Annotated in this window: 20 protein-coding genes and 2 pseudogenes; 12 read left to right on the plus strand and 10 right to left on the minus strand. The window is 56.0% G+C overall.

Features of this window, described 5'->3' with window-relative positions; genetic code table 11:
- Positions 1-8 precede the first annotated feature (8 nt).
- The gene (locus AKU94_RS13535; RefSeq protein WP_050527801.1) at positions 9-932 is read right to left on the minus strand and encodes a LysR family transcriptional regulator; all 924 of its coding nucleotides are present in this window, start codon (positions 930-932) and stop codon (positions 9-11) included.
- Between the two features lie 106 nt (positions 933-1,038).
- On the opposite strand from AKU94_RS13535, the gene AKU94_RS13540 reads away from it, so the two are divergent.
- The 3 genes from AKU94_RS13540 to AKU94_RS13550 are packed head-to-tail and all read left to right on the plus strand — an operon-like array spanning position 1,039 to position 3,392.
- Positions 1,039-2,298, plus strand: coding sequence for a urate hydroxylase PuuD (locus AKU94_RS13540; RefSeq protein WP_050527802.1), 1,260 nt, complete (start codon positions 1,039-1,041; stop codon positions 2,296-2,298).
- Between the two features lie 30 nt (positions 2,299-2,328).
- Positions 2,329-2,679 carry a CidA/LrgA family protein gene (locus AKU94_RS13545; RefSeq protein WP_050527803.1) on the plus strand — a complete coding sequence of 117 codons (351 nt, stop codon included), beginning with the start codon at positions 2,329-2,331 and terminating at the stop codon, positions 2,677-2,679.
- The gene (locus tag AKU94_RS13550) at positions 2,676-3,392 is read left to right on the plus strand and encodes an LrgB family protein (protein WP_050527804.1); all 717 of its coding nucleotides are present in this window, start codon (positions 2,676-2,678) and stop codon (positions 3,390-3,392) included. Before AKU94_RS13545 ends, AKU94_RS13550 begins: the two co-directional genes overlap by 4 nt.
- A gap of 3 nt (positions 3,393-3,395) precedes the next feature.
- Here the strand turns inward: AKU94_RS13550 and AKU94_RS13555 are convergent, their stop codons facing one another.
- Positions 3,396-3,896: a flavin reductase family protein gene (locus tag AKU94_RS13555; protein ID WP_050527805.1), complete on the minus strand. Its 501-nt coding sequence runs from the start codon at positions 3,894-3,896 to the stop codon at positions 3,396-3,398.
- Between the two features lie 146 nt (positions 3,897-4,042).
- Positions 4,043-4,999, minus strand: a complete 957-nt coding sequence (locus tag AKU94_RS13560) for a LysR family transcriptional regulator (protein ID WP_050527806.1) — start codon at positions 4,997-4,999, stop codon at positions 4,043-4,045.
- Between the two features lie 134 nt (positions 5,000-5,133).
- Between AKU94_RS13560 and AKU94_RS13565 the strand changes: the two genes are divergently transcribed.
- Genes AKU94_RS13565 through AKU94_RS13600 form a run of 8 tightly spaced genes read left to right on the plus strand, consistent with a single transcriptional unit; the run spans position 5,134 to position 11,841 of the window.
- Entirely contained in the window at positions 5,134-5,919 is a 786-nt protein-coding gene (locus AKU94_RS13565; protein ID WP_050527807.1) for a transporter substrate-binding domain-containing protein, read from the plus strand.
- Between the two features lie 39 nt (positions 5,920-5,958).
- A complete protein-coding gene (locus tag AKU94_RS13570) occupies positions 5,959-6,657 on the plus strand; it encodes an amino acid ABC transporter permease (protein WP_232295770.1) in 699 nt (232 codons plus the stop codon).
- 21 nt (positions 6,658-6,678) lie between these two features.
- Positions 6,679-7,335 (plus strand): amino acid ABC transporter permease, encoded by a 657-nt coding sequence (locus tag AKU94_RS13575; protein WP_050527808.1) that lies wholly within the window; start codon positions 6,679-6,681, stop codon positions 7,333-7,335.
- A 15-nt stretch (positions 7,336-7,350) separates the two neighbouring features.
- The gene (locus AKU94_RS13580; protein WP_050527809.1) at positions 7,351-8,121 is read left to right on the plus strand and encodes an amino acid ABC transporter ATP-binding protein; all 771 of its coding nucleotides are present in this window, start codon (positions 7,351-7,353) and stop codon (positions 8,119-8,121) included.
- 1 nt (position 8,122) lies between these two features.
- A complete protein-coding gene (locus AKU94_RS13585) occupies positions 8,123-9,454 on the plus strand; it encodes an aminotransferase family protein (protein ID WP_050527810.1) in 1,332 nt (443 codons plus the stop codon).
- 1 nt (position 9,455) lies between these two features.
- On the plus strand, positions 9,456-10,382 hold the full coding sequence (locus tag AKU94_RS13590) for a BKACE family enzyme (protein WP_050527811.1): 927 nt from the start codon (positions 9,456-9,458) through the stop codon (positions 10,380-10,382).
- Positions 10,382-10,825 (plus strand): GNAT family N-acetyltransferase, encoded by a 444-nt coding sequence (locus AKU94_RS13595; protein ID WP_050527812.1) that lies wholly within the window; start codon positions 10,382-10,384, stop codon positions 10,823-10,825. The genes AKU94_RS13590 and AKU94_RS13595 overlap by 1 nt, the downstream gene beginning before the upstream one ends.
- Positions 10,822-11,841: a histone deacetylase family protein gene (locus AKU94_RS13600; RefSeq protein ID WP_050527813.1), complete on the plus strand. Its 1,020-nt coding sequence runs from the start codon at positions 10,822-10,824 to the stop codon at positions 11,839-11,841. Before AKU94_RS13595 ends, AKU94_RS13600 begins: the two co-directional genes overlap by 4 nt.
- A gap of 12 nt (positions 11,842-11,853) precedes the next feature.
- On the opposite strand, the gene AKU94_RS13605 is transcribed toward AKU94_RS13600, so the two are convergent.
- The 7 genes and pseudogenes from AKU94_RS13605 to AKU94_RS13630 form a co-directional block, all read right to left on the minus strand.
- Positions 11,854-12,192, minus strand: coding sequence for a hypothetical protein (locus tag AKU94_RS13605; protein WP_050527814.1), 339 nt, complete (start codon positions 12,190-12,192; stop codon positions 11,854-11,856).
- Complete coding sequence (locus AKU94_RS13610; protein WP_050527815.1) at positions 12,189-13,283, minus strand: EscU/YscU/HrcU family type III secretion system export apparatus switch protein; 1,095 nt, start codon at positions 13,281-13,283, stop codon at positions 12,189-12,191. Before AKU94_RS13610 ends, AKU94_RS13605 begins: the two co-directional genes overlap by 4 nt.
- Positions 13,280-14,050: a flagellar biosynthetic protein FliR gene (locus AKU94_RS13615; protein ID WP_408633702.1), complete on the minus strand. Its 771-nt coding sequence runs from the start codon at positions 14,048-14,050 to the stop codon at positions 13,280-13,282. Before AKU94_RS13615 ends, AKU94_RS13610 begins: the two co-directional genes overlap by 4 nt.
- A 5-nt stretch (positions 14,051-14,055) precedes the next feature.
- A complete protein-coding gene (flhA, locus tag AKU94_RS13620) occupies positions 14,056-16,128 on the minus strand; it encodes a flagellar biosynthesis protein FlhA (protein WP_050527817.1) in 2,073 nt (690 codons plus the stop codon).
- Positions 16,125-16,583 (minus strand): transglycosylase SLT domain-containing protein, encoded by a 459-nt coding sequence (locus AKU94_RS13625; protein ID WP_198144908.1) that lies wholly within the window; start codon positions 16,581-16,583, stop codon positions 16,125-16,127. The genes flhA and AKU94_RS13625 overlap by 4 nt, the downstream gene beginning before the upstream one ends.
- Positions 16,584-17,267: 684 nt before the next feature.
- Positions 17,268-17,862 (minus strand): annotated as a pseudogene (locus AKU94_RS20925) (DDE-type integrase/transposase/recombinase).
- A gap of 128 nt (positions 17,863-17,990) precedes the next feature.
- Positions 17,991-18,494 (minus strand): annotated as a pseudogene (locus AKU94_RS13630) (response regulator); the annotation flags it as partial.
- Between the two features lie 7 nt (positions 18,495-18,501).
- On the opposite strand from AKU94_RS13630, the gene AKU94_RS13635 reads away from it, so the two are divergent.
- A partial coding sequence (locus AKU94_RS13635) for a response regulator (protein ID WP_157056553.1) occupies positions 18,502-19,200 on the plus strand: 699 nt, incomplete at its 3' end.

A 19,200-nucleotide genomic window follows, 5' to 3' on the forward strand; every position in this document is an offset into this window, starting at 1 on the left:
GCCGGATTTTACAAAAGCGTTTCCAACCGCAGATCGCCCATATTCTGGGCCATCCGCTCAACCATGAAATCAATGAAAAGCCGCGCTTTGGGGTCTTGTTTTCGGCGGTGGGAATAGAGACAAGCCATCTGGATGGGTACAGGCGGGTGTTGCCGTAAAACCGGCACCAAACGCCCGTCCTTGATGTAATCGGACACTTCAAAAAGGGGCTTCATGATGATGCCCTGCCCCTGCAGCGCCCAATTTGTCAAAATATCCCCATCGTCACATTCAAAGGGACCGGAAACCTCTATTCGTTTGGGGCCGTCACTGGTTTGCAGCGGCCACTGAAACTCTGGCGCGCCGGGATAGCGCAAGTTCAGGCAATCATGTTTTGACTTCAACGCCTCAACGCTGTCGGGTTCGCCACGCGCCGCAATATAATCGGGCGAGGCGCATAAAACCCGTTCACAATCGGCAATTTTACGGATGCGTAGACTGGAATCTTCGGGAATGCCAAGGAAGAATGCAACATCCAACCCCTCCATCGCCAAGTCGATCTTGCGGTCGGACAGGCGCAGGCGGATCTTGATCAACGGATAATCCGCGTGGAATGAGGCCGCCTCGGGTGCGATCAGACGCCGCCCCACCCCCAAAGGCGCCGAGACATGCAAAATGCCGCGCGGCACCAGCGTGACCTCATTCACCTCTGCTTCGGCCTCATCCACCGCATCCAGAATTTTGCGCGCGCCGGGGTAAAAGATATTGCCCTGCTCGGTCGCGTTCAGCATCCGTGTTGTGCGTTGAAACAGCCGCACGCCCAGATGTTCCTCAAGCTGCGAGATCCGCGCCGAGGCCACCGCCGCCGATATCCGCATATCGCGCGCGGCCGAGGACATATTCCCCAGCTCGTACACACGGATGAAAGTTCTGATGTTATCAAGATATGCCATGACAGGATTGATAGTACAATTTTGAAACAGCTAGAAGTCTTTTTGTAATACAATCAAATCGCGCGTGCGTTTAAAGTCGAAAGATTAGGGAAAAGGGGAGGTCTATATGTACGAGATGGCAATCATCTGGGACTGGCTGGGCTTTGCTATACGGTGGCTGCATGTCATCACCGCGATGGCATGGATCGGCGCATCATTCTATTTTATCGCACTGGATCTTGGCCTGCGCAAAGTGCCGAACATGCCAGAAGGCGCGCATGGTGAGGAATGGCAGGTCCATGGCGGCGGGTTTTACCACATCCAGAAATATCTGGTCGCACCGGCCAATATGCCCGAGCATCTGATCTGGCATAAATGGCAAAGCTATACGACCTGGATTTCAGGCGCGGCCTTGTTGATGGTCGTCTATTGGGCGGGTGCAGAGCTGTATCTGATCGACGCGCAAAAGGCCGATCTGTCGCAGTTGCAGGGCATCGTGATCTCGGCCGCATCGCTGACCCTTGGCTGGATGATCTATGATTTTCTGTGCAAATCCAAGCTGGGCGAGCGTCCGACCTTGTTGATGGTCTTGCTGTTTGTTTTGCTGGTGATCATGGCTTGGGGCTATAACCAGATTTTCACGGGCCGCGCGGCCTTGCTGCATCTGGGGGCCTTTACCGCCACGATCATGACCGCCAATGTGTTTTTCATCATTATGCCGAACCAGCGCATTGTGGTGAAAGATTTGCAAGAGGGCCGCACCCCGGCCGCGAAATACGGTAAAATCGCCAAGCTGCGCTCTACGCATAACAACTATCTGACGCTTCCGGTTATTTTCCTGATGTTGTCGAACCACTATCCCTTGGCATTTGCGACCGAGTACAACTGGCTGATTGCGGCGCTGGTGTTCTTGATGGGGGTTACGATCCGGCATTACTTTAACACGATGCACGCCACGGGCACGGGGCCGCATTGGACATGGTTTGTGACGACCGTGCTGTTCATCCTGATCATGGCGCTGTCCACCGCCCCGCTTATGCAAGACAGTTATGATGAGGCCGAGGCCCGCGATCTGACCAAGCTGGAACAGGTTTTCGCCAATGCCGAGGGTTTTGAGGAGGCGTCCGGGATCATCCCCGGGCGTTGCGCCATGTGCCATGCGCGGGAGCCGGGTTGGGAAGGCATCCACCGCGCACCCAAGGGGATCTTGTTGGAAACGGCCTCTGATATCGCGAAAAACGCCAAGCTGATTTATCTCCAATCCGGCGTTACCCGCGCGATGCCCCCCGCCAACCTGTCCTTCATGGAAGAGGAAGAGCGCGCCACGATCCGTAAATGGTATCGGAATGCGTCAAAAAATCTGCCCATTGCGGTTGCGATGGATTAAGCTACCCAAAAGCAAGGGTAGAGGGTTGGTATGATTGTCCATCTGGCAACATTATTGATGTTCCAACTGGCGGGGGAGGCCCTGTCGCGCGGGCTGGGATTGATTATCCCCGGTCCGGTTCTTGGCATGGTGTTTTTGCTGGTGTTTTTCATCCTGCTGCCACGAGCGGCGGCGGCAATCCAGCCCACAGCATTGGGCCTGTTGTCCCACCTGTCCTTGTTGTTCGTGCCGGCTGGTGTCGGGATTGTGGGGCATCTGGACAAGCTTGGCGCTGACGGGATGGCGATATTGCTGGCGATTGTGGGCAGCACGGGTTTGGCGATTGTAGTTGGCGCCCTGGTTTTTGTTGGCCTGTGCCGTTTGACGGAGAAAAGCCAATGACCGGCCTGCCAGATATCTGGACCTATCTCGCCCAAGAGCCGTTGCTTTGGTTAACCGCCACCCTGATTGCTTACGGCGTGGGGGATGCGCTTTTCGGGCTGTCGGGGCGCAAGCCCTATGTGAACCCGGTGATGATCGCGGTTATCCTGCTGGCATCGCTTTTGTGGTTCGCGCGTGTGCCCTATGCGACCTATTTTGACGGCGCGCAATTTGTGCATTTCATGCTTGGACCGGCCACCGTGGCTTTGGCGGCGCCGCTTTATGCCAATCTGGGCAAGATCAAAACCTCTGCCATCCCGATGATCGGGGCGCTGGTTGCAGGCTCTGTCACCGCGATGCTTTCGGCCTTGGGGATTGCCTATGCTTTGGGCGTGCGAGGCGAGGTGCTTTTGTCGCTGGCCCCGAAATCCGTGACTGCTCCTGTCGCTTTGGGGGTGTCGGAATCCATTGGCGGGTCGCCTACATTGACGGCCGTGCTGGTTATCCTGACAGGGATCACGGGGGCGGTGATGGCGACGCCCTTGCTCAATCTTATGCGGATCAAGAACTGGCAGGCGCGGGGCTTTGCGGTTGGGGTTGCCTCGCACGGGATCGGAACGGCGCGGGCGTTTCAGGTGAATGAAACCGCCGGGGCCTTTGCCGGTATCGGGATGGGCATGAACGCGGTCTTGACGGCGATCATCGCGCCGATCCTTGTACGGCTGTTCCTCTGACCCCTATTCGGACGCGGAAAACTGGCCGTATTTCCCTTGGGTAAACACCAAAGGCGCGCCTGCATTTCGGACACAGCGCAAGACGCGGCCCACGATGATCAGGTGATCCCCGCCATCATGGGTGGCATGTTGCACACAGTCAAACCGTGCCAGCGCGCCTGCGATCAGGGGCACCCCCTCGGCGTTGTGATGATAGGATATGCCCTCAAACCCCGGCCCTCCACGAATGAATCGCGGGATCAAATCACCCTGGGCCGCGGTCAGAACATGAATGGCAAAGTGCCGCGCGCCTGCAAAATGCGTGAAACGAGAGGACCGCTTGGCAGGTGACCACAGCACCAGCGGCGGCTCCATCGACAGGCTGGCAAAGCTGTTGGCGGTAAATCCCATCGGCGTGTGTTCCCCCGCAATCGTGACAATCGTCACCCCGGTCGCAAAGCAGCCCAAAGCATCGCGAAATGCGCGGGCGTTGCTGGCGTCGGGGATAAAGTTCTGTTCTGTCATTTCGTCTCCGTCGGGCGGTGGAATGTCTTTTGTCGCCCTTTGGGCCTGCAGGTTTGGCGCGACCATATGGCCAAGCCGTTAACGGGAACAGCCCTTGGCCGCGTCTTTGTGCGAAATAAGGTGATTATCAGACAAGGCAACGCCAATCAGCGATAGGTCCGCACAGAAAGGGATGTTTGTTCCAAGGTGGTTTGCAGCAGCGAGAGCAACCCTACCTCGGCCTGGTTCATGGTGCGTTTGGGATTGGTCACAACATGAATGTCGATCGCAGGCAGGCCAGTATAGGGCGGCAGTTGCCACAAAAGGCCTTGGGCCACATCGCGGCGCGCCACATGCACCGGCAGTGCGCCAATACCGAGGTTAGAGATGATCATCCGCCGCACCTCTGGCAAGCTGGACGATATCCCCTTCAGCCCCGGTCGCAGCCCCAGTTGCGCGCGCAAAGCAGCCACGCCAAACAGCGGGCCATTCGCCTCATCCGTTTGAAATGACACCGCATACTCGTCATGCAACTCTGACACAGCAATATCCTTGCGGCCAAAGAGCCTGTGTTTCGGGCCGCAATAAAATCCGAAATATTCACGGTAGAGGATGCGTTGGTCCAGCTTGCGGGTGTTGTCCTCCAGCAAACATATCCCCAAAGTGACGCGGTTTTGCTGTACATAGGCCAGCACCTCGGCGCTTTCGACGGTTGAAAAGCTATAGGTGACCTGCGGGTGGTCCGCATTAAACTGTTCCAGCACCGTATCAAAATGGGAAGAGACAACATGGCTGGCCACGGCGATGCTGATATGGCCGGTCACCTCGTCATCCATACCGCTCATCAGATTGGGCAGTTGTGAGATGGTGCCAAAAACCGAGCGCGCCTCGGCGTAAAGCACCTGACCAAGCGGCGTCACGCTGAAATGTGTGGGGGAGCGGTTGATAAGCTTGCGCCCAAAGCTGTCCTCCAGCCGCATAAGGGCCGCAGAGATGGTGGGCTGCTTTAGCCCCAGAAAATTCGCGGCAGGTGTGATACCGCCCTCATCCACAACCACCATAAAAGTGCGCAGCAGATTCCAGTCCAATTGCCAGGGCAGACGCTGTTCATATTTTCTAAGCATAGATGAAATCTATTTTGGATATTTTCAATATCTATTTGCCCTATGACCCCGTGCAATGCAACTCTGCTTGTGGAAAACAGATTTGGGCGCGATAATGCCCCGATATAAAGCAAACAACCGGGAGAGATTTGCACATGACAATGATCACAAACATCCTTCGCCGCAGCGTCCTTGCAGGCGGAATCGCCGCCTTGGGCCTGACCCTTGCCCCCGCCGCCTTTGCGGATGAACTGGAGGGTTTGAAAGAGCGCGGCGTCATGAAGATTGCGATGACAGGCCAATATCCGCCCTTCAATTTCGTGAACGACCAGAATGAGGTCGTCGGCTTTGACCCGGCAATCGGCGCAGAGATTGCCAAGCGCATGGGCATCGAGGTTGAAGTGGTGACAACCGCCTGGGACGGGATCATCGGCGGGTTGCTGGCCAATAAGTTCGATGCTGTTGTCGGTTCCATGTCGATCACGGCAGAGCGGGAAAAGGTGATTGATTTCGTCGGCCCCTATTACAACACAAAACGCGCGTTTTTCACTGTGGCGGGCTCGGATATCACCACGCTGGAACAACTGGATGATGCGGTTGTGGGCCTGACTTTGGGCGAAACCCACGACGAATGGGCCCGCGCGCAGGGCTATAACGTGAAAACCTATAAGGGTCTGCCAGAGTTGCTTATGGAGCTGACAAACGGTCGGATCGACGTGGTGATCAACGATTCCATTCCTGTTTTGCTGGCGATGAAAAGCGGGCAATATGATCTGGCTGAAATTCCGGCACCAGATGCAGAAAAATTCCCCGCTGGTATCGCCATCCGCAAAGGCAACCCCGAACTGAAAGCAGCCATGCAAGCGGCGCTGGATGAGATGATGGAAGACGGCACCTATCTGGAGATTGCGAACGAATGGGTCGGCGGCGACATCCGCTAAACCATCTCGTTAAAAGCCTGCCGGGGGGTCCGGCAGGCGATGAGCGCGCTTTTGGTATTGGCGCGCAAGACCATCTCCAAAGGGCCAAATATGGATATTGACCTGATCCTTCGCGTCTACCCTTTCTTTATCGAAGCGGCGTGGGTCACGATTGAATTGTCAGTTCTGACCACAATTCTAGGGCTTACTTGCGGGGCCTTGGGGGCAGCCGCCCGGCTGTCGCGCAATGTCGTATTGCGGGCAATAGGGGCGGTATATGTCAGCGTCTTTCGTGGCACCCCTGCGCTGATCCAACTGTTTATCCTCTATTTCGGGGGGCCGCAGATCGGCATCAATCTGGATGCCTTTGATGCGGGGGTGATCGGGCTGGGGGTCAATATCGGCGCCTATATGACCGAGACCATGCGGGGGGCCATTATTTCCGTCAACAAGGGCCAGACAGAGGCCGCGCGCACGCTTGGCATGTCACGTTGGGAAACCATGCGCAAAGTTGTCCTGCCGCAGGCCATGCGCATGATGATCCGTCCCTTGGGTGTGAATATCAACGCGCTGATCAAGGGCACGGCGCTGGTGGCTGCCATTTCGGTGGTGGAATTGACCTATACCGCGCAGCGCTACATCGGGTCGACCTATAAACCTTTTGAGATGTTCTTGCTGTCTGGCGTTTTGTACATGGTCATCATCTATATCGTCGGTCATGGCATTTCATGGCTGGACCGCAAGGCGCGGATCGTATGACCGGGCAAGGGGAGAACCGCTATGGGACTTGATTTTAGCGTCGTGCCCGGCTATTTCGGCGTGCTTTTGCAGGGCATGGCATGGACGGTGGCCATCACCTTAGGTGCCGGTATCCTATCGTTTTTCGGCGGTATCATATTTGCCGTGGCCGCACTTTATGCGCCTTGGTTCATTCGCCTGCCGATGCGCCTGTTTGCATGGCTGTTTATGGGTACACCGCTGTTGTTGCAATTGTTCCTGATCTATTTCGGGCTGATCCAGATCGGGATCGACCTGCCGGCCTTCGTCGCGGGCATCATCGGCTTGGGGCTGCATTTTGCGGTCTATAACTCGGAATTGATCCAATCATCGATTTTGGCGGTGGATAAGGGCCAATATGAGGGCGCGCGCACCCTTGGCCTTTCGCGTGGGCAAACCCTGCGCCAGATCATTATTCCGCAGGCGGTCCATGCGGTTATCCCGCCGATGGGCAACAATATGATCGCCCTGCTCAAGGATTCCGCGCTGGTGTCCGTGATCGGCGTGATGGAGCTGACGCTGGCCGCGCAGCAATCCATCAGCCGCACCTACCGGCCCTTTGAATTCTACATCGCCGCTGCTTTTTGCTATTACATCATCAACCTCGCGCTGGAGGCTGGCTTGCGCCGGCTGGAACGTCGCATAGCCGCTTCGCGTTAAGGAAAGGAGGCACAGATGAGATCATCCGCCTTTGTGGAAATCAAGAATGCCGCCAAAAGTTTTGGTACTTTGCAGGTGTTGCGTGACATTAACCTGAGCGTGGAACGTGGGCAGATCGTGGCCATCATCGGGCCTTCAGGGTCGGGTAAATCCACCCTTCTGCGCGCGATAAATGAGCTGGACCCGCTGACCTCGGGGGAGGTCTGGCTGGAGGGTGTGCAGATCAACCGCCAACTGCCACCGCGCCAATATGAAAAACACGTCAATCAGGTGCGCCAAAACATCGGAATGGTGTTCCAACATTTCAACCTGTTTCCGCATCTGACCGTGCGCGGCAATATCACGCTTGCGCCGCGGATGCTGAAAGGCATCAGCGAGGCCGATGCGAATGCGCTGGCCGAAGAGCAGCTGACCAAGGTCGGTCTGTTGGAAAAAATCGATGAATACCCCTCGCGGCTTTCGGGTGGTCAGAAACAGCGCGTGGCAATCGCGCGCGCCTTGGCGATGAAGCCGAAGGTGATGCTGTTTGACGAGGCGACATCCGCCCTTGACCCCGAATTGGTCGAGGAGGTCAATCAGGTCATGAAGCAGCTGGCCGAGGAACATATGACCATGATCATCGTGACCCATGAGATGGATTTCGCGGCCTCGGTCTGTGATCGGGTGATCTTTATGGATGGTGGCGTGGTGGTCGAAGAAGGCCCGCCAAGTGTGCTGTTCAAAAACCCGCAAGAGGAACGCACCCGCAACTTCCTGCGCAAACATCTTGCACGCAACGGGGACTAAGATGTCAAACCTGTTCTATCAGACCAAATCGCCCCGTCCGATGCTGGACAGGGCGCAGGGCATCTATATGTGGGATGTCGATGGTAAACGCTATATCGACGGGTCGTCGGGGGCGATGGTGTCGAACCTCGGGCATTCCGACCCTGACGTGCTGGCGGCGATGCGCGCGCAGATGGACAAGTCGACATTCGGTTACCGGCTGCATTTTCAGACCGAAAGCTCTGAGGATCTGGCGCGCAAAGCCGCCGCCCTTGCGCCTGAAGGTCTGAACAAGGTGTTCTTTGTTTCCGGCGGGTCCGAGGCGGTGGAAAGCACGTTGAAACTGGCGCGGCAATATGTGGTGACGCAGGGCCAGCCGCAACGGTACAAGGTGATTTCGCGCTATCCGTCCTATCACGGCTGTACCTTGGGCGCTTTGGCGATCACCGGCTATGCGCCGATGGCGGCCCCCTTTGACCCGATGATGCAGCGGATGCCGAAAATTCCCGCGCCGCGCGCCTATCTTGACGGTTTGGATGCGGATGATCCGGCGACGGGCCTGCATTACGCCAACATGCTGGAGGCGGCTATTTTGCAAGAAGGCCCCGAGACCGTTATGGCCTTTGTGGTGGAACCTGTCGGCGGGGCCTCTACCGGGGCATTGGTGCCGCCTGCGGGCTATATGCAGCGGATCCGTGAGATTTGTACCCAATATGGTGTGTTATTGATCCATGATGAGGTGATGACAGGCGGCGGCCGGACGGGGCGGTTTTTTGGCGCCGAACATTGGGGCACGGTGCCGGATCTGATCGCGCTCTCCAAGGGTTTCGGCTCTGGCTATGCGCCCTTGGGGGCAATGGTTGCGCGGGATGATATTGTTAAGGCCGTGATGCAAAGCGGCGGTTTCATCCATGGTTTCACCTATGCGGGCAACCCTTTGGCCTGTGCGGCGGGGGCGGCGGTGCTGGACCAGATCGCCAAGCGTGACCTTGTGGGCAATGCGGCGCGGATGGGTGAGGTGCTACAAAACCGGCTGGAAGGCTTGATGCAACGCTACGCCCTGATCGGGGATGTGCGGGGCAAGGGCCTGATGACCGCGTTTGAATTGATGGCCGACCGCGCGACCAAAGCACCGCTTGATCCGGCGCTGAATGCCCATGCGCGGCTGGTCGATATTGCCTATGACAACGGGTTGATCATCTATTCGCGGCGCACGCGAGGTGGGACCTCGGGCGATCACTTCCTTGTCTGCCCGCCGCTGATCACAACCGAGACACAGGTTGATGAGATCACCGAGATCCTCGACCGTTCCCTTGCGCAATATATGGCCGAACTGCCCGCAAAGGTGGCTTGAGATGTCAAAAATCATTATCACCTGTGCGGTGACGGGATCCATTCACACCCCGTCGATGTCGCCTTATCTGCCGATCACACCGGATGAGATTACAGAAAACGCCGTGGATGCCGCCGCTGCGGGTGCCGCGATTTTGCATCTGCATGCCCGCGATCCGCTGGATGGCCGACCGTCATCCGCGCCGGAACATTTCATGGCTTTCCTGCCAAGGATCAAACAAGCCACCGATGCGGTGATCAATATCTCGACCGGCGGTAGCGCCACGATGACGTTGGACCAAAGGCTTGCGGCCCCGAAACTGGCCGCGCCCGAGATGTGCTCGTTGAATATGGGCACGATGAATTTCGCGCTTTATCCCGCAGCCGACCGGATTACCGACTGGAAATTTGATTGGGAAAAGCCGTTTTTGGAGAATTCCGACGATCTGGTTTTCAAAAACACACCCCGCGATATGGCGCATGTGATGGAACAAATGGGCGCGCAGCGCGGTGGCCGCTTCGAGTTTGAATGCTATGATGTCAGCCATCTTTATATGCTGCGTCATTTTGTAGATCGCGGGTTGGTGAAGGCGCCGCTGTTTATCCAGTTTGTCTTTGGCGTGCTGGGCGGGATCGGGCCGGACCCTGAAAACCTGACACATATGAAGCTGATCGCGGATAAGCTTTTCGGGCAGGATTACACGTTTTCGGTGCTTGCGGCGGGTCGTCACCAGATCCCGCTGATCACCATGTCGGCGATTTTGGGCGGACATGTGCGTGTCGGACTGGAAGACAGCTTGATGATCTCACGCGGTGTTTTGGCGAAATCCAATGCCGAACAAGTCACCAAGATCCGCCGCATCGTCGAAGAGCTGGGCCGCGAAGTTGCCACACCAACAGAGGCGCGCGCGATACTGCAATTAAAAGGCGCCGACCGGACGACGATGTGATGCGTATTTACCCTGTCACCAAGGCTGATATCCCTATGCTGCATCAGGCTCTTGCCCAGCTTTCGCAGGATTTGGGCGATCAGCATATGGCCAGCCTTGCGGCATTGACGGCGGCCGCGCCTTTGTGGCGGGCCATTCTGGCGGTAGATGAGGCCCCAAAGGGCGCGCTTTTGGCGACGCCTTTGTTTTCGACGACGCGGGGTGGCGTCGGGCTTTATGTTTCCGATCTTTGGGTTTCGGCCGAGGCGCGGGGGCAAGGCTTGGGCCAACGCTTGTTGTCGGCGGCTTTGCAGCAATGGCGCCCAGTTTTCATAAAGCTCTCGGTTTATGACGATAATACGCGCGGACGGGCGTTTTACGAGCGGGCGGGATTTGTCGCCCAGGACGAAACCAATATGATTTTGCAGGGGGCGGCACTGGATCGCCTGAAAGGACAGCCATGAAAGCGATATTTGACGATCGGCAGTGGAAGCATCAGCCCAAGAATTTTATGGCCAACGGGGCGCTCTTGCCCAACCCCGAGCAGCCGGAACGGATTGACCGGCTTTTGGCCGGCGCCAAGGCTGCGGATTGTACAGTGCAGGCCCCTAAGGATGCAGGGCTTGGCCCGATTGCGGCAATCCATTCGGCGGAATATCTGACATTCTTGCAAAATATCTATACGCGTTGGCAGCGGATTGAGGGTGCCGGCGCGGAGGTAATCCCCAATATTCACCCTGCGAACCGGACGGATAGCTATCCGAAATCCGCGATTGGGCAGGCGGGTTTTCACCAAGCCGATACTGCTTGCCCTATTGCAAGCGGCACATGGGAGGCCGCCTACTGGTCAGCCCAGACTGCGATCACGGGTGCGGATCTTTTGGAAACCGAACGCGCCGTCTATGCGCTGTCACGTCCGCCGGGGCATCATGCCTTTGGTGATCTTGCAGGGGGGTTTTGCTTTTTGAACAATTCAGCCATCGCGGCTGAAAGGCTTTTGTCGCAGGGAAAGCGGCCCGTAATTCTGGATGTGGATGTCCATCACGGTAATGGCACCCAAGGCATTTTCTACCATCGGCGCGACGTGTTGACAGTCTCGCTCCACGCTGATCCTGTACGGTTTTACCCGTTTTTCTGGGGTCATGGCCATGAACGGGGTGAGGGTGCCGGATTGGGATACAACCTCAACCTTTGTTTAGACCGGGGCACGGATGATGCGGGCTATTTGGCGGCATTGGATGTGGCCTTGCAGCAAATCCGCAGTTTTGGCGCGGATGCGGTGGTGGTTGCCTTGGGTCTGGATGCATTTGTTGATGACCCGTTCAAGGGACTTGCCGTGACGACCGAGGGGTTTGGTCGAATTGGTGCTGCAATTGCCGGTCTGGGCCTGCCAACCCTTTTCGTGCAAGAAGGCGGGTATCTGTGCAAAGAGCTTGGCGATAATCTGACCAGTACCTTGACCGGATTTGAAGGTGCGTGATGCAGATCGCAACTAGGGTTTCTTGCCAAGCTTGTCTTGCAATTGGCCCAATACCTGCGCCCGACCGAATGCGCGCTGCGCATCTTTGCGCGCCTCCATCCATTCTGCAGTCTGACGGGCAAGTGTAATGTTGATCTCGGCGCGGCGGGCATCTGCCCATTGTTCATATCGCAGCATGGTTTGCGCTTGGGCGATCGGGTCCATTGCCGGGGTTTCCTTGACGCGCAAACCTTCGAGACGCTGCTGGCTGGTCGCGCGGGCCGCCGCGCAAACCTGCAGCGTGGACAGATGCTGATCAAAGATCATATCGGAAAGCGCCTTTAGTTTTTGCAAACGTTTGAGAGAGCTCATGGCGATCTCCTTGGCGCGGCGCGCATTTTTTTGCGCATAGATTCGGCAAAGCGGATGGCGGCAGCAACAGCGCGGAATTGTTCCGGATGGACCTCGTCCCCGATCTTCAGATTGGCGTAAAGCAGACGTGCTGTCGGTGGATCGGGGTGGATGGGAATATTCGCCTCGGTCGCTTTTTCCCGGATACGGGCCGCAATTTCATCCACGCCCTTTGCCACACAAATGGGCGCACGCCGCGATTTTCTGTCCCATTTCAACGCGACGGCGTAATGTGTGGGGTTAACGACAATCACATCGGCAAGTGCCACATCGGCAAGCATGGAATTGGTGGCGATTTCCTGCGCTTTTTGTCGGCGCTTTGCCTTCATGTGGGGATCGCCTTCGGAGTTCTTGTGCTCGTCCATCATCTCTTTGCGCGACATGCGGTTGGAGCGCATATGCTCAGCCCGCTGCCAAAAGTAGTCGATCCCGCCGATGGACAATGCGATAAGTGTTATCAATGCCAAGAAACGGATCACTTTTTCCATGAGCATCGCCGTCGACAAAGCCGGTGAAAGATACATCATGCGCAAGATCCCCTCTGCCTCATACTTAAGAAAGCTGAACAGTAAAAAGCCGATCACAAACAGTTTGGTGGCGCTTTTTGCGAATTCAAACAGCCCTTTTCGGCCAAATTTGTTTTTGGCGCCCGAGATTATTGAAATACGGTTCAGTTTCGGCGCCAGCTTTGACGGAGCAAACAGCATGGCCCGCTGCGCAATGACCATCAACAACGCGGTCATAAAGGGCAGCAGGAAAAAAGCCGAAAGGGCGGTGGCAAACGCAAGGATGATGCCGCCAATACTGCCGCCTGCACCATTTTTCATCATGGTCGACAGACGGTCAGACTGCCCCAGTAGCACAGCGCCGGCCTCCCCTGCCTTGATCAGGGCCGTCCCGCCAACGGTCATCCCCGCCAACAAAAAACCCGCATAGGATGCCGCAGTTGTCAGATCGGCCGATCGCGGAATTTCCCCTTTTTTTCGGGCATCATCCAGCTTTTTCTGTGACGCCTCATGTTCTTTTTCGGAGGGGCTTTGATCCTCGCTCATGGTGCCACCAAATATGGATTGGCAAGATATGCATCAAATGCAGTCATCCAAAGGCTCAACATAAGGGGTGTCGCGACTGCCATCAAAACAAGGCCGCCCAAGGTTAGCGCAGGCGCGCCAACAAGAACCACCATCAATTGTGGCATAGCCCGGTTGATGACACCAAGCGCGATATTGTAGATCACCGATGCCGCAAGAAAGGGGGCCGCCATTGAAAACGCCAAGGAAAAGGCCGTGCGTATCTGCGAGACACCCCAATCCGACATGATGGAGCTGTCGGGAAAGACACCGAAGGGCAGCACATTATAGGAGAGGATCAAGACCTCGGCCACGCGAACATGCAGGCCCGATACGACTGCCAGCGCTAGGCCCGCCATCACAAAAACATGCGATATTGCAGGCTGTGGTTCCGCACCTTGCCCGCCAAAGAGTTGCGAGAGAGAGGTCGATTGCGCGACCAGCGTCCCGGCGATTTGAAGGGCAAACACAAACATTCGGAACCCGATTCCAAGCGCCAAACCCGCAACAGCCTCTGTCGCAAGCGGGAGTGTAAAACCCTCCTCTATTCCAGGCGCCTGTGCGACGACGGCGGGCGCAATGATCATTGTAAAGCAAACAGTCAAGGCTAGGCGAACACGCTGAGGAACGGATTGCTCACCAAATGCAGGGAGCAGCGCCATCACAGCGCCCACCCGGACGAAAACCAGAAAAGTGGCCCAAAGCCAACTTTCCGTTTGGTTTGTCGCGGCAAGTAGACCGTTCAGCAAGTCGGTCATACGGGAACTTGCCCTATCATCGCGGCCCGCACTTCCAACCCGATTTCGTCGTAAGAAAGAACCGGCGTCGTTAACCCTTTGGTCCCCAAAACGGTGCGCAGAAACCGGCGCCGCAGAGTAGAGGTGACAAGGGCAGGCTGCACCCCGGTTTCAGCCGCTTTGTTAAGCTTTTCGGCAAGATTGTTTGCCAAGCGGTTGAATTGCTCTGGTGGAAGGGCAACATCGCGCTGTCCCTTTTCGCCATCAATTTGATAGGTGGAAAATTGGGTTTCCCACTCGGGCGCAAGCTGGATCAAGGGGACAGTACCGTCTTCACGGCGCAGGCCCGCGACCAGCTGGAACCCCAGCCGTTGGCGAACATGCTCAACGATTGTTTCCGGGGAACCCATACCGCGGGCCTCTGCTATTGCTTCCAGGATCAGCGGCAGGTTGCGAATGGATACACGCTCTTCCAGAAGCAGTCGCAAAACGGCAAGCAAAAGGTCGACGGGCACCTTGTCGGGCACAAGTTCATCCAGCAAGCGGCGGTTTGCCTCGGCGCGAACGGGGTCGGAAAGGTTGACGAATTCATCCATTAACCGGCGCAGACCGCGCAGGCTGAGCAGACGAGACAGATTGTTCTTGAGAACTTCAAGCAAATGCGTCGCCAAAACCTCTGTCGGAGAAACAACGGTAAAGCCGATAATCGAGGCGTCCTCTTGCGCGTCAGGGGGAATCCAGCGGGCCGGCGCGCCGTAAACCGGTTCGCGAACATCCATCCCGTCTGGCGCAGGCAGGTCATCGGACAGCAAGGCAAGAACCCGATCAGGGAACAGCCGGTCGCGGACTTGCTCGACGCCTTGCAATCGAATGCGGTAAGTGCCCGGCGGCAGTGCAGCTTCATCGGTCAAGCGAATCTCAGGCAGGATCAGACCGAAAGAACTGGCGATATGGTTGCGCATATTCGCAATCCGGACGTCAAGACCTGTTGCCGGGTCCAGTACCATCGCCACAAGATCGGGTGCAAATTCAATGTGGATATCATCAAAATCAAGGACATCACCAAGGCGCTTTTCCGCAGCGGGTGCAGGGGTTTCAACGTCCTCTGAGGGCTGTCGTGCAGCGGCACCCGCAACCCAATAGGCAGCCCCACCCAGTATGAGCGCACCAGTCATGAAGGGAAGAAAAGGCAAGCCGGGCACCAGTGCGAACAGCGCCAGCAAGAATGCCACGGTTGCTAGTGCGCCCGGGTAACGACCCAGCTGCGCAAAAAAGGATACGTCTGCCGCGCCGACTGCCCCGCCACGCGCCAACAAAAGTGCGGCGGCGATAGAGATGACAACAGCCGGAATTTGGCTGACAAGCCCGTCACCGATGGTCAAGATGGCATATGTCTCAAAGGCCTGACCAAGCGGCATGCCATGGACCAAGGTGCCCATCACCAGTCCCATGACAATATTGAGCAATGTAATCAACAACCCCGCGACTGCATCACCTTTCACGAACTTTGAGGCACCGTCGAGAGAACCAAAGAAATTCGTTTCCGCCAGCTCATCCTCACGACGGCGTTTGGCCTCGGCGTGGTCAATGGCACCGGCCGACATATCGCTGTCAATCGCAAGCTGCTTGCCGGGCATCCCGTCCAACGCGAACCTTGCACCAACCTCGGCCATGCGGCCTGCACCCTTGGTGATAACCATGAAGTTCACGATCAAAAGCACGCAGAAGGTCACAACCCCCAGCAGAACAGAGCCGCCCATGATGAAATTGGCAAAGCCCTCAATCACATTCCCGGCAGCCGACGTGCCTGTATGCCCTTGGCCAATAATCAGTTTTGTCGACGATACGTTCAGTGCCAGCCGCAGCATCAGTGACGCCAGCAAGATGGTTGGAAACGCTGAAAATTCCAACGGGCGTTGAATAAACAGGGTGACCGTGAACATCAAGATCGCCAAGGCGAATGAGATAGACAGCCCGATGTCCAGCATCCAGGAGGGTACGGGCAGGACCATCATGACGATAACCGCCATCAATGCCAGCGCAAGCAAGATGGTCGGTTGGAAAATCATGCGTAGGTTAAGAGTATTCATTGCAATCCTCCAATCACAGGGCGCGATGTTCGGCCCATATTAATAAGAGGGCCGCGCGCGCCGACCAACCCGTATCGGCTTGGCACTGGATTGGCCTTCCGCGCTGGTGGATGCCGGGCGGGCTGAGAGGCCGCAAGGTGCGTTTCAAACAAGGTTTCCAAACGACTGACATAGGCTTGGGCCCTTGGCGCTTTGCGGGAATGATAGTGTCCAACCGCCTGACGCCAATCGCCGGTCTCAGTATAAAGGCGTTGCAAAAACTGCGCTGCATAGAGAGCATTTTCGCGTGGAGAAAACATCGTTTCTATATTTGGAAACGCTTTGCCGTGCCAATGTAGATTCAGCTGAAAGCAGCCGACATCAATATTGCGCGTGCCTTGTTCGATCAACCCGTTGACATATGAAATCGCTGAAGGCGCGTCAGCGAACCAGTCACCCTTGTTTCCGGACTGCACGGCCCATGGCCATGCGGTAAACCGGTTGTTCTGGCGGTTTGTGCGCCCGGTTTCGGCAAGCGTAACAGCGCGTAGAATAGAGAGCGGTACCCCCGTCTCCGCCGCCGCATATTGCGCCGCCGCTTCACATAACGTGGAAGTGGTGGCCGCACCACGCCCAGCAAAGACCCCATGCGCCGCAAGGAAAGTGAAAAGCGCGGATAGCAACATTCGCATTGGCAACCCATCATTATCGAGGGGCATTCTGCACCCACACAACCGACAGTACGGTCAATTCCTTTCCAATCAGTAACCAATTTAAAGAAATTGCGACGAATCGTGCCATCATCCAAACCTGTCTATCGCTGCAGATCTTGGACATAGGGAATCTTATAATCGTGGATACGGGCAAGCGTATTAGTGAAGCACTCATACGGGTCGATACGGCTTCAGCTTTGTCGGTCCAGTCGAAGTAATGCCACCTGCCAAAGTTTCAGCACCGGTTTCGGCCATCTGGAAGCCTTCTTGTGAAACGCGCGGAGATCTCTATCGATATGGCTTGATGAAGAGATGGCCTGAGATGCAAAAAGCCTCTGATCGGTTTGGGCGTAAGAAAATCCAAAGCGGCGCGGGTGGCGTCAGACAAATTCGAACCTGTTTCAGCTTGCCATAATAGACACAAACCTATGCGGAACAAAGCTGGCGTCACCCCGATAGAGCATCGGTTCGATTGAGCTTGAAATTTAATCGGCTATAAAAATGTCTTTTTTTGGTTAAAAATGGTTTTGGACTGAGGCGCGTACAGCGACAAATTTCTCCAAGGTTTCTATGCTGCGGATCCGCTAAACGGCACGTTCTCGTCATCGAAGCGGCAGATGCGAATTCTCGGTCCGATTGTTGAACCAGCGACAAGTGTCTTGTTTGCCTGTCACAAACATATGTCTAGTGCCGTGCCATCTTATTGTTTTTCCGATAAATTTCAATGCAGTATTTCGATCACGCCGTTTTGTACCAGTGCTTTCAACACCCCCCCCCGATCCATGGTCGACCGCGCGCCAAAAATAGCGCTGCACCCCATTTTTCACGACCACTTTATCCGGATGTCAATGCCAATTCGAATGCGCTTGAGGTTGCCAACCTGTTTTCCCCAGAGTTCAGCGGCGAACACCGGACCAATACAGTTCCACCAGAGCCGCACCGTTTCGTGACTTATATCGATGCCGCGTTCATGCAGCAGATCTTCGACATTGCGAAGTCAAAGCGGGAGCCGGACATACGTCATTATCTACAGACAGATAATCTAGAGTGATTTTTTGAAACGACGAAAGGGACTGGGCTTTGTCTTTCGGTGGCGCTGGTCGGCGCGAACGCAACCGGCAAGAAATTTTCTGTAATACCGCCCCTCAAGGATTTCGGCAAAGGCTGGTGTCAGGGAAGCGGCGTTTTTGTAACTGGCAGGGCTGTGACCGGACAATGCTGGACCAGTTCAGCTGTTATGGCCGTTTTGCGCAGTGGTTTGGTAAGGTATTTATCAATTCCGGCCGCGAGAATGGAGGTGTCATCCCCTTCCATCGCATGTGCTGTCAGCGCCACAATCGGCACATGGCCGCCCCGAGCTTTTTCCTTTTCCCGGATGGCACGGGCCGCCTCCTTGCCATCCATTTCTGGCATGGAAATATCCATAAAAATCAAATCAGGCTTGAAGCTGTCAAAGAGGCTTAACGCCTCATGCCCGTTATTTGCAAAGACAAGATCAATGCTGAGGTCTTTTACCATCTTGCGAAAGACCAGCTGGTTTGTCCGATTGTCCTCAGCTGCCAGCACACGCATCATCTGACCGGCTTTGGGTCCGGGCACCGCGTCGGGGGCTGACTGCGCTGATTTCTTTGGACCAGACAAATTCTGCAAATTGCGATAGAGTTCAGCCCTGATTGAATGTATGGGCGGCAGCGTTTGGGTCGACAGCGAGGTTGGCAAAGGCTCTTGTTTCGGGTTCCGCTTGGTTCTGCCGGTGGCAGAGGATCAGACCACAAGGCAAGTGTCCGTCTCCTTGAAACGTGCCTTGGTGGCGGATGACCAATTCATAAACCGTACCATCCTTGAACGGCAGCTGGCGACTTGCGGCATGGATGTAAAGCTTTGCCGTTCGGGTGCCGAGGTATTGGCAGAACTGGCCGTTGACAGCGGGTATGATGTGCTGATCACCGATCATGAGATGCCGGAAATGAATGGCATAGAGTTGGCGGAACAGGTTCGTGAACAGGGGTATGATTTGCCGATTGTCCTGTTCTCTTCCAATCCTGCGGGGGCGCGGGACGGCGCGGGTGCGGTGCATCTGGCGGCTGTCATGCAGAAACCTTTGTTGCGGGCTGAACTCTATCGCAATTTGCAGAATTTGTCTGGTCCAAAGAAATCAGCGCAGTCAGCCCCCGACGCGGTGCCCGGACCCAAAGCCGGTCAGATGATGCGTGTGCTGGCAGCTGAGGACAATCGGACAAACCAGCTGGTCTTTCGCAAGATGGTAAAAGACCTCAGCATTGATCTTGTCTTTGCAAATAACGGGCATGAGGCGTTAAGCCTCTTTGACAGCTTCAAGCCTGATTTGATTTTTATGGATATTTCCATGCCAGAAATGGAT

Source organism: Pseudorhodobacter aquimaris (assembly GCF_001202025.1).
Classification (GTDB): domain Bacteria; phylum Pseudomonadota; class Alphaproteobacteria; order Rhodobacterales; family Rhodobacteraceae; genus Pseudorhodobacter; species Pseudorhodobacter aquimaris.